Source organism: Bifidobacterium sp. LH_413, from assembly GCF_056357015.1.
In genome coordinates, this window is the sequence record NZ_JBKEVK010000004.1 from 206,388 (window position 1) to 221,090 (window position 14,703).

The 14,703-nt window shown below is 67.9% G+C and carries 9 protein-coding genes and 1 riboswitch; of the genes, 6 read left to right on the forward strand and 3 right to left on the reverse strand.

Annotated elements, in window-relative coordinates; all coding sequences use genetic code 11:
* Positions 1-34: 34 nt before the first annotated feature.
* Positions 35-3,406 carry a tetratricopeptide repeat protein gene (locus AC1AYN_RS08075; protein ID WP_476532857.1) on the reverse strand — a complete coding sequence of 1,124 codons (3,372 nt, stop codon included), beginning with the start codon at positions 3,404-3,406 and terminating at the stop codon, positions 35-37.
* A gap of 185 nt (positions 3,407-3,591) precedes the next feature.
* Here AC1AYN_RS08075 and AC1AYN_RS08080 point away from each other — a divergent pair, with 185 nt between their 5' ends.
* The 3 genes from AC1AYN_RS08080 (at position 3,592) to AC1AYN_RS08090 (ending at position 8,432) form a co-directional block, all read left to right on the forward strand.
* Positions 3,592-5,763 carry a hypothetical protein gene (locus tag AC1AYN_RS08080; RefSeq protein ID WP_476532858.1) on the forward strand — a complete coding sequence of 724 codons (2,172 nt, stop codon included), beginning with the start codon at positions 3,592-3,594 and terminating at the stop codon, positions 5,761-5,763.
* Positions 5,764-5,917: 154 nt separating this feature from the next.
* Positions 5,918-7,585, forward strand: a complete 1,668-nt coding sequence (locus AC1AYN_RS08085) for an aryl-sulfate sulfotransferase (RefSeq protein ID WP_476532859.1) — start codon at positions 5,918-5,920, stop codon at positions 7,583-7,585.
* A 40-nt stretch (positions 7,586-7,625) separates the two neighbouring features.
* Complete coding sequence (locus AC1AYN_RS08090; protein ID WP_476532860.1) at positions 7,626-8,432, forward strand: ATP-binding cassette domain-containing protein; 807 nt, start codon at positions 7,626-7,628, stop codon at positions 8,430-8,432.
* Positions 8,433-8,481: 49 nt separating this feature from the next.
* On the opposite strand, the gene AC1AYN_RS08095 is transcribed toward AC1AYN_RS08090, so the two are convergent.
* Both AC1AYN_RS08095 and ppgK read right to left on the reverse strand, forming a co-directional pair.
* The gene (locus AC1AYN_RS08095; protein ID WP_476532861.1) at positions 8,482-9,645 is read right to left on the reverse strand and encodes a pyridoxal phosphate-dependent aminotransferase; all 1,164 of its coding nucleotides are present in this window, start codon (positions 9,643-9,645) and stop codon (positions 8,482-8,484) included.
* An 87-nt stretch (positions 9,646-9,732) separates the two neighbouring features.
* On the reverse strand, positions 9,733-10,500 hold the full coding sequence (gene ppgK, locus AC1AYN_RS08100; protein WP_476502061.1) for a polyphosphate--glucose phosphotransferase: 768 nt from the start codon (positions 10,498-10,500) through the stop codon (positions 9,733-9,735).
* Between the two features lie 154 nt (positions 10,501-10,654).
* Here ppgK and AC1AYN_RS08105 point away from each other — a divergent pair, with 154 nt between their 5' ends.
* The 3 genes from AC1AYN_RS08105 to AC1AYN_RS08115 all read left to right on the forward strand — a co-directional run bounded on the left by AC1AYN_RS08105 (position 10,655) and on the right by AC1AYN_RS08115 (position 14,695).
* Positions 10,655-11,440: a nitroreductase family protein gene (locus AC1AYN_RS08105; RefSeq protein ID WP_476532862.1), complete on the forward strand. Its 786-nt coding sequence runs from the start codon at positions 10,655-10,657 to the stop codon at positions 11,438-11,440.
* 148 nt (positions 11,441-11,588) lie between these two features.
* Positions 11,589-11,742, forward strand: a riboswitch (FMN riboswitch).
* A gap of 7 nt (positions 11,743-11,749) precedes the next feature.
* Complete coding sequence (locus tag AC1AYN_RS08110) at positions 11,750-12,352, forward strand: ECF transporter S component (RefSeq protein WP_476532863.1); 603 nt, start codon at positions 11,750-11,752, stop codon at positions 12,350-12,352.
* A gap of 9 nt (positions 12,353-12,361) precedes the next feature.
* The gene (locus AC1AYN_RS08115; RefSeq protein ID WP_476532864.1) at positions 12,362-14,695 is read left to right on the forward strand and encodes an energy-coupling factor transporter ATPase; all 2,334 of its coding nucleotides are present in this window, start codon (positions 12,362-12,364) and stop codon (positions 14,693-14,695) included.
* Positions 14,696-14,703 lie beyond the last annotated feature (8 nt).

Sequence of the window (14,703 nt, forward strand, 5' to 3'; positions counted from 1 at the left end):
GTTACCCGTTCGCTCAGCCGCGTTACCCGTTCGCTCAGTTGTTGAGCGAACGGATGAACTGGGCCTGCACCACGTCGATGCCGTTGTTCTCGTCGTCGTTCATGCGGGCGGCGGCGACAGACAGCGTGCGCGCGGGCACGAACAGGCCCTCGTCCACGGTGATGCGCGCCGCGTCGCGCACGATGCCGGCCACCTCGGTGTGCGGCCAGACGGGCAGATCGTGGTCGGCGAGCACGCGCGCCGCGTCCTCCACGCTTTCCGGCACGCGGATGCACTGCGAGTCGGCGCGGGCGACGAGCTCCTGCAGTTCGCTTTCCAGAGAGCCGATCTGACCGGGTGCGATGTGGTCGCTCATCAGGTAGGCGGCCACGGCCGTGTCGAAGCGGTCCTGCATCCATTCCGCATAGGCGAGACGGTAGTAGGCGAACGCGGCGTCGTCGCGGTCGAGCGCCACGTTGAGCGCGTTGAGGCATGCGGCGCGCGCCGAATCCCAATCCTCGCTGCGCGCCAGCTGCACGGCGAGCTTCAGATGCGTGAGCGGGTAGGCGGGCGCGTAGGAGACCATCATGTTGAGGTGTTTGAGCGACGCACGCGCGCCCTTGATCTGGGCGAGCACGTCGGCGAGCTCCATGTGCGCGTAGAACAGGTTGTCGGGGATGAGCACGGTGCGCTCCCCCGGCGTGGCGAACAGCCGGTTGTAGATCACGCGCTCCGCATACGAGTTGAAGTAGCGGGGCACGCCGTCGCCCTTCGCATAGAGCGCGTCGAGCCGGCCGATCGCCGATTCCGCGGTCTCGAACGCCTGGTCCACCTGTCCGCCGAACAGCAGGTCGCGCGCCTTGAGACGCTCCCGGTCGAGCTCGTCGGCCATGGCCATCGTGACGGGAGGCGTGTCGCGCCCGTCGATGAGCGCGCTGGTGATGTTCGGCGCCTGTTCGGAAAGCTCCGGGTCGCCGATCATGTCGACGATGCGCATCGCCTCCTTCGCCTTCGCGACGGAGGGCGTCGTCTCGTCGGAGGCGAGACGGTGGAAGTCGGATTCGGCGCGCTGCAGGAGGTCGACGCGTTGGATCGACAGTCCGACCGCGTCCGGCGTGCCGAGCACGCGCGCCGCGGCGGGCGTGAACCGGTGTTCGGAAGATTCGGGCTGCTCCTGCGCGCCGGCGGGCGCGAACCGCTGGTCGCGCAGGTCGAAGCCGGCGTCGACGGGTTTGAGCGCGCCGTCGCCGTCCACGTCCATCACCGCGTCGAACATGCGGTACGTGTCCATCGGATGGTCGAGCGCGTCCTCGCCGATGCGGGCGAGGAACGCGTCGCGCGTGAACGTGACGGTGGCGAGGTTGCGCACGGTCGGATTGCGCTTGAGCACGCTCATCGGATCGCCGTCGTCGTCCGCATCCGCATCGTCACCCGCGATGTCGGCGCCTTCCGCGTCAGCCGCGTCAGCCGCGTCGCCGGGCATCGCGGCGATGCCGAACGCGTCGCCGTTCCGGCCGTCGTCCCTGCCGTCGCCGGGCATCGTGAACGCGGTCTCGTCGATGTCGACGCCCTGCATGAGGTCCTCGAACCGGCGTTCGATGCTGTCGTCGCCGTCCGTCTCCTCCCCCGCATCGCCGGACGGCACCTGGGCGTCCGCGCCCGGCTGCGCCGCGTCGGAGACCGGATGCACCGGCGTGTGCGTCGGATCGCCGTGGAAGTCGCCGTCCTTCGGCTCGGCCTTGCCGCGCACCACGCCCATGCCGCCGGTGTGCATGCGTTCGAACGCCCCCAGCGCCTCGCTCATCATCGCCTCGATGGCGGAATCCTGTTCGGAGACGGCCTCCTCCAGTCCGAGCGAGTCGACGTGCAGCGACACCTCGCGCACCGTGTCGCTCGCGGCGAAGCTCATCGCCGCCATGATCAGGCCGACGCGCAGGTTGTAGGCGGCGCTCATCTCGGCGCGTTCGCTCTCGCTCAGCGACACCCAGCGGTGGTCGGCCTCGTCGTAGCGGGTGGCAGGCATCATCGACACGCCCGCCGTGGTGAATCCGACCGCCACCTGTCCGGCCGCGAGGTTCGAGCGGATCTCCACGTCGAAGCGGTAGGGCAGGCGCAGGCGGCGCACGAGCAGCGCCATGCTCTGCCGATACACCCATTCCGATCCGGTGTCGCCGCCGTGTTCGCCCGCCTGCTCGCCGATGTGGCGGGCGATGCGGTGCGCCTCGCGCACCAGCGAGGTCATCGCGTTGTGGTCGGCTTCGCGGTCCATCCGCGCGTCGCGTCCCGCGGCCGCGCCGTCGACCGCGTTGCGCGCGCCGGCCGCCGTGTCGTCGTCGCCGTCGGCGTCGTCGGTGCCGAGCGCGATCAGCGCCGGATCGTCGAGCAGTTTCAGGTCGATGGTGGCGGCCTGGGCGCGCGTCACCGTCTCCTCGGTGGGTTCCAGGCCGAGGCGCGCGTTGCGTTCCAGCCACGCGCTCACCGAGGCGAACCGGTTGAGATTGCCTTCGATGGCGAGCGCGCGCAGCGCCGGCGCGAGCGACAGGGACGAATCCCAGGTGAAGAAGTAGGAGCCGGAGTAGCTGGACGTGTACAGGTGCAGCGGTTCCGCGCCGTGCACGGCCTCGAGTCCGGGCGCCTCGTCGAGCGCGCCGGCCTCGTGCATGAGTTCGGCGAAATGGTCCTCGAGACCGGAGACGCGCATGCCGTGCGCGCGCACTTCGAGCATGTCGCGCACGGACCGGCGGATCGCGCCCATCGGCGCCTCGCGGTTGAGCCGGCGGAAGATGTTGCCCGCGCCGAAGCCGACGAGCATGCCGCGCATCTGGGGCAGCATGTAGGCGGCGAAGAACGCGATGGCGACGGCGTCGCGGAATTCGAGGCCTTCGCGCATGTCGCGGCGCAGCGGGTAGCGCATCTGCTCGAGCGTGTAGGTGCCGTCCCGGCCGTCGCGCCGCCATGAGGCGAGCCAGGTCAGACGTCCCGTGTCGTCGCGGCCGACGATGCCGCCGCCGACCCGGTCGCGCCGCGGTTCGCGGGTGAGCATGAACCGAGGCTCCATGCCCTGGACGTCCATGCCGATCTCGGTGCCGACGTACACGCGTCCCTTGCCGTCCGCGTAGGCGATCTGCGAGAAGTGGTCGCGGTCGGCGAACACGCCGAGCGAGAAGCCCGCGCCCGCGCCGTTGCCGCCGAGGCCGCCCTTCGACGGCAGCTGCGCCCAGCCGAGCGTGAGCCGGCCGGGCACGTCGTCGAAGTCGAGCTGGCGACGTTTGACGAGCGGGCCGAGACGGCGCGAATGGCTGGCGAGCTCCTGCGCCACGTCCATTTCGGTTCGGATCCCGGACGATTCACGCAGGAATCCCGCGGCGGCGGCCTCCTGCGCCGCCTTGTCGATGGTCGCGCCGAACGGGTCCGCGGATTCGAGCATCCCCCGGCCTGAACGCGTCAGGCGCCTGGCAAGCCCACGTACCCGCCCCATCGCGGCCTTCCATGGTTCCGAGGGGCTTTCGTGGTGGTGTGACTTGCGTACTGACATGCCTCACATTGTTCCAACGCAACCCGACATGGAGCCGGTCGTGAAGCCCTGAGAATAACTGCCTATAGAATGGTCGCGTGCCTCATCTTCCCCATCCGTTCGCCAAAGGTTCGCGCCGCCGCGCGGCCGTCGCCGTGATCGCCGCCGTACTCGTCGTGCTCGCCGTCGAATGCGTGGGGTTCAATCTGCCGTTCTGGCGCACGCTCGGGGCGAGCACCGATTCCGCCTCCTACGAGAACACGATGGGACCGGGGCTCGAACGCACGGACACGGGGCTCCTGCGCGTCACCGATCCGACGGCGGCCTGGCTCGAGGTGAAGGCGGACGGCTCGTCGGACTATGCGCGCGTGGACGCGTTGGAACCGAAGCAGGACGCGCTTCGTGTCATCCATCTGCGCGCCTCGTTCGTCTCGGGTTCGTCCGCGGGCGACGACGCCGAAAACGGCGACGCGACGGCGACGCGGTCGGTGTCGGTGTCGCCCGCCTCGCCGCGTTCGCTGTTCCTCAAGGCACCCGGTTCCGGCGTGATGCGCGTATGGGTCCAGGAGGCGAAGGGCTCGGTCATCCCGATCGAGGCGATCCGCGCGAACGTGCGCATCCCGTTCTCGTTCAGCCCCGCGCGTGTGGCGCTCATGCTGGCCGCGCTGCTGGCGGTCGCGCTGTGGCGTCCCGGCTCACGGCTGTGGCGGATCGCGCTCGACCCGTCGAGCCGCGCGCAGCGTCTCGCGTTCGCCGGTCTGGTCGCGCCGTTCGTCGTATGCACTGCCGTGAACGTGATCTGGCAGATGCGTTACGCGACGCCGTTGTCGTTCCACCAGCCCGGCGGCTACACGTACGACATCGACCAGTACGGCCATCTCGCCGACGCGCTCCTTAGCGGCCATGTCTCGCTCGACCTCATCGTGCCGGAGGCGCTCGCCGCCGCCCCGGACCCGTACGACGTGGCGACGCGTTCGCGTCTGCTCGCCGGGGGCGTCAGTCCGATCTATTGGGATTACGCGTATTACGACGGCCACTGGTATTCGTATTTCGGCGTGGTTCCGGCGGCGGTCCTGTTCGCCCCCTACCGTGCGCTGACCGGCCGCATGCTGTCGAGCGCGGCGGCCGTCCACCTGCTCATGTTCGTCGCGCTGGTGTTCGTCTGGCTGCTCACGATCCGTCTGATCGCCCGTCTCGCGCCGCGCACGTCACTCGCGGCCACGTCGATGATGCTGCTGTTCGTGCCGTTGGCCGCCGACTTCCCGTATCTCGCCTACCGTACGAACTTCTATTCGGTGCCGTTCGCGGCCTCGCTCGCGTTCACCGCCGCGGGATTGTGGCTATGGGTGGGCGCTTCGACCGTGAAACGTCCGTTGAATCCCGCCGACCGGTGGCGCATGGACGGCGCGCCGGAGCTGTCGCTGCCCCGGTTGGGGCTCGGCGCGTGTCTCATCGCCGTGAACTTCGGCTGCCGCCCCACATTCTGTCTGGCCGCGATGCTCGGCTTCCCCCTGTTCTGGCCGCAGATCCGCGCGATGGCCGCGAATCTCAAAGCGCGCCGCGTGCGCGTGCGGCACGCGCTGCGCGCCCCGCTCGTGGTGCTCGCCGCCGCGGCGGTCCCGTTGCTGCCGCTCACCGCCTACAACCACGCCCGGTTCGGCTCGTTCCTCGAATTCGGCAACGACTACCAGTTCACGGTGACGGACATGACGACGTTCCGGCAGCCGATCGCCGATATCCCCGCGATGGTCGGCTACTATCTGGCCCTGCCGCTCAGGATCGTGCGTGATTTCCCGTTCGTGGCGCTCTCCCCCGCGCCGCTCGGCGAATGGGCGTTCGCGGAGCCGATGGTCGGCGGCCTGTTCGTGCTGTGCCCGCTGCTGCTCGCCGTGTTCGCACTGCCGTTCCTCATGCGGCGCCCCCACGCTTCCCCCCTCATGCCGGTGATGGCGGCCGCGGCGGCGCTCGCCCTGTTCATCACCGTGTTCGACGCGTCGAGCGCCGGCCTGGGATGGCGCTATATGGGCGATTTCGGATGGCTGTTCGCGTTGGCGGCGTTGCCCGGCCTGCTGCGGGCGGTGAACGGCGCCGGCGACGGCTCCGCGCCGGCCTCCACCGGGACGAGGATCGTGCGGGTCGTCGTCCTCGCCGTGCTCGCGGCCACGGTGCTGGTCAACGTGCTGTGCCTGTTCACGCCCGGCAGGCAGGATCAGATGATCGGCACGAGCCCGGGTCTCTTCCACGACGTGATGACCTGGTTCACGCTCTGACGAGCTCTCCCCCTCCCCGCCCATCGGAGGCGGGGCCGGACTCCGGCTTTCAGGCAAATCCCAGTGGAACCCCAAGAATTCCAAGGGCGCGGGCATAATACTGAGTGGGTCAGTGTGCAATAGCGTCCGCAGCCAGAAAGCCGGAATCATCACAATGAAGCGAACAGCAAACAGCAATCTCGTATTGAAAATCGTGGCGGCAGCCGTCACACTCGCCGTCGCATGCGGCCTGTGCCTCGTCACGCAGGACAACGTCGACGCGGCGATCAAGGAGCATCGCGTCGAACGACTCAACGCGCGCATCGAGAACATCTACACCGCCGACTACCAGAAGATGGCCGACGAGAACCTCGCCGCGGCGCGCGACAAGTCGGCCGCCACGCTCGACGACCCGTTCGTCGAGGAGAACCCGTACGGCACGAACACCACATCCCTGTACGTCTACTTCACGACGGACCAGAAGACCAGCGTCTCCTACACGGTGAGCGCGGCCGGCTACCCGGACTTCTCCGCCACCGCCGAACAGGGCGACGACTACGCGACGACGCACGAGTTCCTCGTGCTCGGTCTCATCCCGAACGTGAAGAACACGATCACGCTCACGTTGAAGGACTCGTCCGGCACGACCGTCGCCACCAAGCAGATCACGCACAAGGGCGCGAAGATCCTCGGCGAGGAGGAGGTGCGTCTCGAACAGCCGGTCGAGCCGACGAGCGAGGCCACGCAGGCGCTCGGCAACGGCCTGTACGCGATCCTCGGCAACGACTCCAACGACCAGGACTTCATGTACTACTACGACGTGAACGGCGTGCTGCGCGGCGAGGTGCCGGTGCTCTACTACCGTTCGCACCGTCTCCTGTTCGACGACAATGGCCTCATGTGGTTCTCCGCCTCGACGAAGCATTTCGTCGGCATGAACCGTCTCGGCAAGCTGGAGAAGATCATCGACCTAGGCGGCCGGTTCATCCTCCACCACGACTACGCGCTCGATTCGGACGGCAACATCGTGTCCCTCGCCACCGACCTGACCCGTTCCGACCACGCGGTCCAAGACCAAGTCATCAAGGTGGACACGACGACCGGCAAGGTGACCCAGCTCATCGACTTCGGCGACATGTTCCCCGACTACAAGGCGTCCACCGACCATTCCGGCATCGACGAATCCGACCCGACCGCCACGAACCGCTGGGACTGGATCCATTTCAACACGATCCAGCTGCTGCCCGACGGTTCCGCGCTGTTCTCCGCGCGTGAGACCTCCACCATCATCAAGGTGGACGACGTGGAGGGCACGCCGAAGCTCGACTGGATGATCGGCGAGCCGACCGTGTGGGACGGCACCTCCTACAAGAAGTCGTTCCTCACCAAGGTGGGCGACTTCGGCGACACGGGCGGCCAGCACTCGATCACCTACGAGGAGGACCCGTCGCTGCCCGACGGCCAGTACTACATCTACATGTTCGACAACAACTTCGGCTACGCGATGACCCGCCCCGACTTCGACTGGACGACGATCAAGGGCATCTCCACCGCGCAGAGCTCGAAGGACCCGGACTCCCGCTCCCAGTTCCGCAAGTACCTAGTGGACGAGAAGGCCGGCACGTACACCGAGGTGCAGTCGTTCGACGTGCCGTACTCCCCGTACGTGAGCTCCTCGCAGGAGATCACCGATTCCATCAACCTGGTGGACACGGGCATGCAGGGCGTGTTCGGCGTGTACGACGACGCCGGCAACCTGCAGGCGCAGTACAAGATGGCCCTGTCCACCGGCTACATCTACCGCGTCTACCACTACGATTTCAAGGGCTTCTACTTCGCCTGACAGATGAAGCAAGCCCATGCCACTTACTACAGTAGGCGGCATGGGCTTTTTCTTTTCCCGCAAACCCGCCGCGAAGCCGGCGTCGCTCACCTTCACGCTCTCCGGCGCCGGTCACGTCTACGATGACGGCCACGTGGGCCTGAACCCCACGGACCTGACGATCGGCGAGAAGCGCGTCGCGATCATCGGCCTCAACGGCTCCGGCAAGTCCACGCTGCTCGGCCTGCTCGACGGCTCGCTCAAGCCGTCCTCCGGCACGGTCACGATCTCCGGCGACCGGACCGGCCCGGCCGCCGCCACGCTCGACACCTCGTCGAAGAAGGATCTCAGGACGGTCGACGAATGGGTGGGCAAGGTGCGCCGCGAGGAGATCCCGAACGTGTTCTACCGTGCGGAGAACATCACGCAGGCGGTGGACGAATCGTTGAAGAAGCACAAGATCGCGGACGCGGAGCGCGCGGCGCGCATCGGCAACCTGTTCGCGCATTTCGGTCTGCAGCGCCTGCGCAAGGCGAAGGCGGCGGAGCTCGATTCGGAGAAGCGTCATCTGCTCGCCATCGCGGCCGCGCTCGCGTTCGACCCGGCGGCGATCGTCGCGGACGAGCCGTCGAAGGGTCTGGACGAGATCGGCACGCGCCATGTGGCCGAGGCGCTGTTCACCTACGACAAGCAGGTGATCGTCGCCACGCATGACACGGACATGATCGCCCGCCCCGAATACGCGATCGACCGCACGCTCGTGCTCGACGCGCAGCACGTGGTCTTCGACGGCGCCCCCACCGACGCCGTCGCCTTCTACATGGATCTGATCCGCAAACGCTACGAGGCGGCGAAGTCGGCGGCCTGAGGCCGGTCCGCCGTCATCGGGATAGCCGTCGCCGCCGTCACGTTCGCCGTCAGCCGAGGTCGAGCATCGCGGCGACCGTGTCGAGCACGGCCGTCACGTTCGCGCGGAACTCGTCCGCCTCGGGCAGCAGCGACAGCGCGAGATAGCCGTTCGTCGTCATGTCGAAGAAGTAGCCGGGTTGTCCGGTGAGACGCCTGGTCCCGATGAGTCTGAGCACGAGCTCGTTCTCGTCGATGACGGCCGGTACGCGCAGCAGCACGTTCCAGCCGCCCTCCGCGCGCAGCACGTCGACAAGTCCGTGCTCGTCGCGTGCGAGCAGCGCGTGCAGGGTGGCGAGGTTGGCACGCACGCGGTCGCGCACGCGCGCCGTCTGGTGCGGCGCGACCGACAGCAGTTCGGGCAGCCGGTCGGCGATGATGTCGCTCATCGGCAGATAGTCGTCGGCGATGACGTCGAGTCGGCGTTGCGCCTCGCGCACGTCGTCCTCCGGCCCGGAGACGCGAATCCAGCCGACTTTGGCGTGCGGCGCGGCGAGCATCTTGGAGAAGCCGTCGAGCGCGAACGTGAGCGCGCCGGTCTCCCCCGCGAGCCGCGCGTTGCCGTCGAACGGCTCCAGCGCGTAGTCGTAGAACACCTCGTCGGCGATGATGGCGATGCCGCGTTCCCGGCACAGGCGCACGAGCGTGGCGCGCTCCTCCGGTTTCACGTAGGAGCCGGTCGGATTGTTCGGATTGATGAGGACGAGCGCGCGGATGCGGTCGCCCTCCTGCGAGTAGAGCAGCTCCTCGATGGCGGCGGTGTCGATGTACCAGGAGCCGTCGAACTGGAGTTGGTATTCGATCGTGTCGACGCATTCGAGACGCGCGATCGATTCGATGAGCGGATAGCCGGGCTTCGGGGCGAGCACCGCGTCACCGGCGTCGCACAGCAGTTTGATGAGCCACGAATACGCCTGCGACGTGGAGCTCAGCAGGTACAGCGAATCCGGGTCGACGCCCCCGAGGAAGCGGGCCAGCGACTCCCTCGCCGCACGCGGCCCGCGCGGCTCCGCCGTATACTCCCCCGGTACCTCGGCCGGGGCGAGCCCGTGCCTGGTCGGGTTGGAATCGTTGAGCTTGCCGAGCGTCACGCCCTGCGCGCGCGCCTCGGCTTCGGCGGCGGCGATCGGGTTGGGCGCGGAGATGTCCACGCGGGAGGAGAATCGAACGGTCATGCCTCCACTGTAGCGCGGACGACGAAAAGGGCCGTCCGGAACCGATCCGGACGGCCCTTCGTCGTCTTCGGGAGACGGGAGACGGGGTCAGTGCTGCTTGGTGCTCGCGTAGTAGGCGGCGCCGACGATGCCGGCCTCGTTGCGCAGCGCGGCGGGCACGATCGGGGTCTTGATCTCGATGAACGGCAGGAACTTGTCCGCCTTGCGGCTCACGCCGCCGCCGACGACGAACAGGTCCGGGTTGAAGTACTTCTCCAGCAGGCCATAGTACTTGGTGAGGCGCTTCGCCCACTTCTTGTAGCCGAGGTCCTCCTGCTCGCGGATGGAGCTGGCCGCGTACTTCTCCGCGTCCGGATGCTTGTCGGAGAGAATGAGGTGGCCGAGCTCGGTGTTGGGCACGAGCACGCCGTCGATGATGAGCGCGGTGCCGATGCCGGTGCCGAGCGTCGTGGCGATGACGAGGCCGTCCTTGCCCTTGGCGGCGCCGAACTGCTGTTCGGCGAGGCCCGCGGCGTCCGCATCGTTGACGACGGTGACGGGGCGGCCGGCGGCCTCCGAGAACACGGCGGTCACGTCGACGCCGACCCACGACTGGTCGAGGTTGGCCATGAAGTCGAGCGGCTTGCCCGGCTTGATCGGCGCCGGGAACGCGATGCCGACCGGAGCGGATTCGGGCACTTCGAAGTGGTCGAGCTGCTGGCGCACGATCTTGGCGACCGCGTCCGGAGTGGACACCTCGGGGGTGAGGATCTTGAGTCGGGGTTCGGCGAATTCGCCCTTCTCCAGGTTGACGGGCGCGGCCTTGATGCCGGAGCCGCCGATATCGATGCCGAACGCCTGCGCGGTTTCAATCATCGTCGATTCTCCTCCTTGTATTGGATTTCCTAACCGTTACCTGCATCGTACCGCCCTCGCATCCCAAACAGCGGACGAACGCCCGCATGTCGCGCACACGTTTGCACCGTCGCCGCATCGTGCGGTGCCATAATGCGGTGCCATAATGGGAGGCATGGCAGAACACACGCAACTGATCGATGCGGTGAACATCCGCACCGCCATCCGCTCCTATGACGACGAACCGATCGACGACGACACGGCCCGTCAGCTCGACATGACCCTCGCCCCGCTGAACCTCCTCGGCGACCTGCATCTCCAGCTGGTGCGCAACCACCCGGAGGTGTTCGCGGAGGCGAACGCCTCCGGACATCTCAGGAACGCGGCGAACTATCTGGCCATCGTCGGCCCGAAGAACGACGCCGAGGCCAAGGAGCGCGCCGGCTTCTACGCGGAGCGCGCCGTGCTCGCCGCGACCTTGAGGGGCCTGGGCACCCTGTGGGTGGCGGGCAGCTGGGACCGCGCGGAGGCGGCGAGGCATTGCCACATCCGCAACGGCGAGGAGCTGTACCTCGCCGTGGTGATCGGTCACCCGGAGCATCATGTGGAGCGCCTGGCGAAGTCGTATGAGGAGCTCGTCGAGTTCCAGCGCACGCATCGTCCCACGAAGTCATATGAGGAGTTCACCGCCGGCATGTCCGACGAGGCGCGCGAGGCGGCGCCGGCATGGTTCAAGGCGGGCGTCGAGGCGGCGATGAAGGCGCCGAGCGCGATGAACCGCCAGCCGGTCACGTTCACCTACGATGCCGACGACGATACGGCTGCCGCCCACATCGATCCGGCCGCGGGCGACGAGCATTGGGCGCTCAACGATCTGGGCATCGCGAAGCTGCACTTCCAGATCGGTGCCGGCCAGGGCCAGTGGGCGTGGGGCGACGGCGGCCTGTTCCTGCACAAGTAGGCTCCCCGACACCGCCGCCGAACGACCGTATCAACGGCCCTCCGCATCGACACGCGCGTCATGAGGAGGGCCGCTTCGCATGTGACGGGTTTTCCGCACAGTGAAACGGGGTTTGCGTGAAATCCACGGTCACGCGTATACAGTGTCTTGTCAGTTTCAGGGAAGGTGCGATTCCTTACTGGCGGTAACCCGGCCCCCGGGATTCACAACGGGAGGCGTCGGGAAGCCCGCGAACCGCGAAAGCGGCCGATCCGGTGCGAATCCGGAGCCAACGGTCATAGTCCGGATGGGAGAAACGGAGAGCTCGGCATGAGCGTATCTTCTGATAATCATTTCCAGTCCAAGACGGTCGACCACGCCACCGGCACGCACGCCACGGGCGTCGCGGATTCCGGCCGCTGGTCCACCCGCCGCATCGCCGTCTACGCGCTGTTCGTCGCGTTGGCGATCGTCACCAGCTTCATCGAACTGCCGATCTTCCCGGCGGCCCCGTACCTGAAGTACGATCCGTCCGGCATCGTGAGCCTCATCGCCGGTTTCGCGTTCGGTCCGGCCGCCGCGGCCATCGTCTCCGTGCTCGGCTTCCTGCCGCACGCGTTCACCGACCCGTGGGGCGCGCTCATGGCGATTCTCGTCGCGCTCGCGCTGTCGCTGCCCGCGTCCGTCATCTACCGTCGCGACCGCACGCGCAAGGGCGCGCTCATCGGCATCGTCGTGGGCGCGGTCGTCGCGCTCGCCGCGGCCGTCCTCGGCAACCTCGTCATCACGCCGATCTACGCGCACATGACCGTCGCGCAGGTCGCCGCCATGATCGTGCCGATCCTGCTGCCGTTCAACGTGCTCAAGTTCGCGATCCATGCGGTCGTCACGTTCCTCATCTACAAGCCGATCACCAAGCTGCTCGACAAGTAACCGACGACCGTGAACCTCGCCGAACTCGACCACATCCGCTTCAGCTACGACGGCGGCGCCACCTGGGCGCTCGACGACGCCTCCCTGACCGTACGGGAAGGCGACTATGTCGCGCTCACCGGCGCGAACGGATCGGGCAAATCGACGCTCGCCCGTCTCGTCGCCGGTCTCGCCGCGCCTGACGCAGGCACCGTGATCCTGCTCGGCCATACCGTCTTCTCCGACGCCGGTCCCGACGCGGACGCCTATCGTGCGGCCCGTCGGGGCATCGGCGCCGTGTTCCAGAATCCGGAGGACCAGCTCGTCACCACCGTGCTCGAAGACGATGTGGCGTTCGGACCGGAGAATCTCGGCATACCGCGCGACGGCGACGACGGCAACGGGCGTGGCGGCATCGGCGAGCGCATCGCCGAATCATTGCACGCCGTGCGGCTGGACGACATGCGCCGCGCGAACCCGATCCGCATGAGCGGCGGCCAGCAGCAGCGCGCCGCCATCGCCGGCATGCTCGCCATGCGCCCACGCCTGCTCGTGCTCGACGAGCCGACCGCCATGCTCGACCCGCTGGCACGACGCGAGGTGATGGACGTGCTCGACGAGCTGCATGCCACCGGCACGACCATCGTCCACGTGACGCACCATCCGGACGAGATCGCGCGGGCGGGTCGCGTCGTGCGGCTCGAACATGGTCGGATGGCGGACGACGACGCGCATCCTTCGCTCCCGCCGGCGGGGGATCCCGCGAAGCGGGTGGGGGTGGTCCCACGACAGGCGACGCACTCCCCCGCCACCGACATCATGCTGTCCGTCTCCCATGTCTCCTACGCCTACGCCGGCGGCGGGCCGATCCTCGACGACGTGTCGCTTGAAATCCGCCGTGGCGAGACGGTGGCGCTGATGGGCGCGAACGGTTCCGGCAAGTCGACGCTGCTGCGGCTCGTGTGCGCGCTCGCCAAGCCGGATTCCGGTTCGATCATCGTGGACGGCATCCACGTCGAGAAGGCGAAACGGCGTGAGCTCGCCGCGCTGCGCCGCACGGTGGGGCTCGTCATGCAGCATCCGGAACGCCAGCTGTTCGCCGATACGGTGCGTGACGACGTCGCGTACGGTCCCACGAATCAGCGGCTGCCTCGGACCGAGGTCGACGAGCGCGTGGATTGGGCGCTGCGGGTCGCACGTCTGGACGGTCTCGCCGACCGTTCCCCGTTCGATCTGTCGGGTGGACAGCAGCGGCTCGCCGCCATCGCCGGCGTCATCGCGTGCAGGCCGAAGCTGCTGGTCATGGACGAGCCGACCGCGGGTCTTGACGCGGACGCGCGCGAACGCATCTACCGGCTCGTCGACGAGCTCAAGACGCAGGGCGTGACCATCCTCGTCGTCACCCACAGCCATCAGGAGGCCCGTCGCATGGCCGACCGCATCGTCGATATGGCGGCGTTGTCGGCGTCCGATGCCGGTACGACGCACGACGCGCTCGGCATCCCCGCGGGCGCGGATGCGCCACAGGACGTTTCACAAGGCGTTTCACAATACGTTTCACGGGATGTTCCACGCGCCGGCACCCGGACCGCCGCCAAGTCCTCCCCCATGGCCCGTCTCGACCCGCGCGTCAAGATGGTGGCGTTCCTCGTCGCCATGTTCTCCGCGTTCGCGATCGGGAACGCATGGCAGCTGCTGCTCGGCGCGGCGTTCACCGCCGGCGTGGCCACGGCCGCACGCATCAGGCCCGCACGGCTGCTCGGCTCGGTGAGGATGTTCCTCGGCCTGTTCACGGTGATGGGGCTGCTCAACATGTTCTTCGTGCGCACCGGCGACACGCTGTTCACGTTGGGTCCCATCCCCGTGACGGACGACGGCGTGGCCACGGCCGTGCTGTACACGTGCCGTTTCGCGCTCGTCATCATCCTGGGCGCGGTGTTCCTCGCGACGACCACCCCCACCGCGATCACCGACGCGTTCGCCTCGCTTCTCTCACCGTTGCACCGGCTCGGCGTGCACACGCAGGAGATCGCACTTGTGCTGAGCCTCGCCCTGCGGTTCATCCCCACGCTGGCCGTGGAGGCGCAGGCCGTGGCGGACGCGCAGGCGGCGCGCGGCGGTTCGATCGAGACGGGGACTCTCCCGCAGCGGGTGAGGGCGATGACGGCGATCATCGTCCCGATCTTCGCCGGCGCGCTGCGTCACGCGGACAACCTCTCGCTCGCGTTGGACGCCCGCTGCTATGAGGAGGGCGTCCGCCGCACGCACTGGCGCGTGATGCGGGTCGCTGCACGCGACGTGGCGTTCGCCGCCGTGCTCGTCCTCTATCTGGCCGCGCTCGCCGCGCTGTCCGTGCTGGCCTGACGGTTCCG

Coding starts and splice junctions, on each gene's coding strand:
- AC1AYN_RS08110 (WP_476532863.1), top strand. CDS start 11,750: ATGAGCGTATCTTCTGATAATCATTTCCAGTCCAAGACGGTCGACCAC.
- AC1AYN_RS08090 (WP_476532860.1), top strand. CDS start 7,626: ATGGGCTTTTTCTTTTCCCGCAAACCCGCCGCGAAGCCGGCGTCGCTC.
- AC1AYN_RS08095 (WP_476532861.1), bottom strand. CDS start 9,645: ATGACCGTTCGATTCTCCTCCCGCGTGGACATCTCCGCGCCCAACCCG.
- AC1AYN_RS08085 (WP_476532859.1), top strand. CDS start 5,918: ATGAAGCGAACAGCAAACAGCAATCTCGTATTGAAAATCGTGGCGGCA.
- AC1AYN_RS08075 (WP_476532857.1), bottom strand. CDS start 3,406: ATGCTCGAATCCGCGGACCCGTTCGGCGCGACCATCGACAAGGCGGCG.
- ppgK (WP_476502061.1), bottom strand. CDS start 10,500: ATGATTGAAACCGCGCAGGCGTTCGGCATCGATATCGGCGGCTCCGGC.
- AC1AYN_RS08105 (WP_476532862.1), top strand. CDS start 10,655: ATGGCAGAACACACGCAACTGATCGATGCGGTGAACATCCGCACCGCC.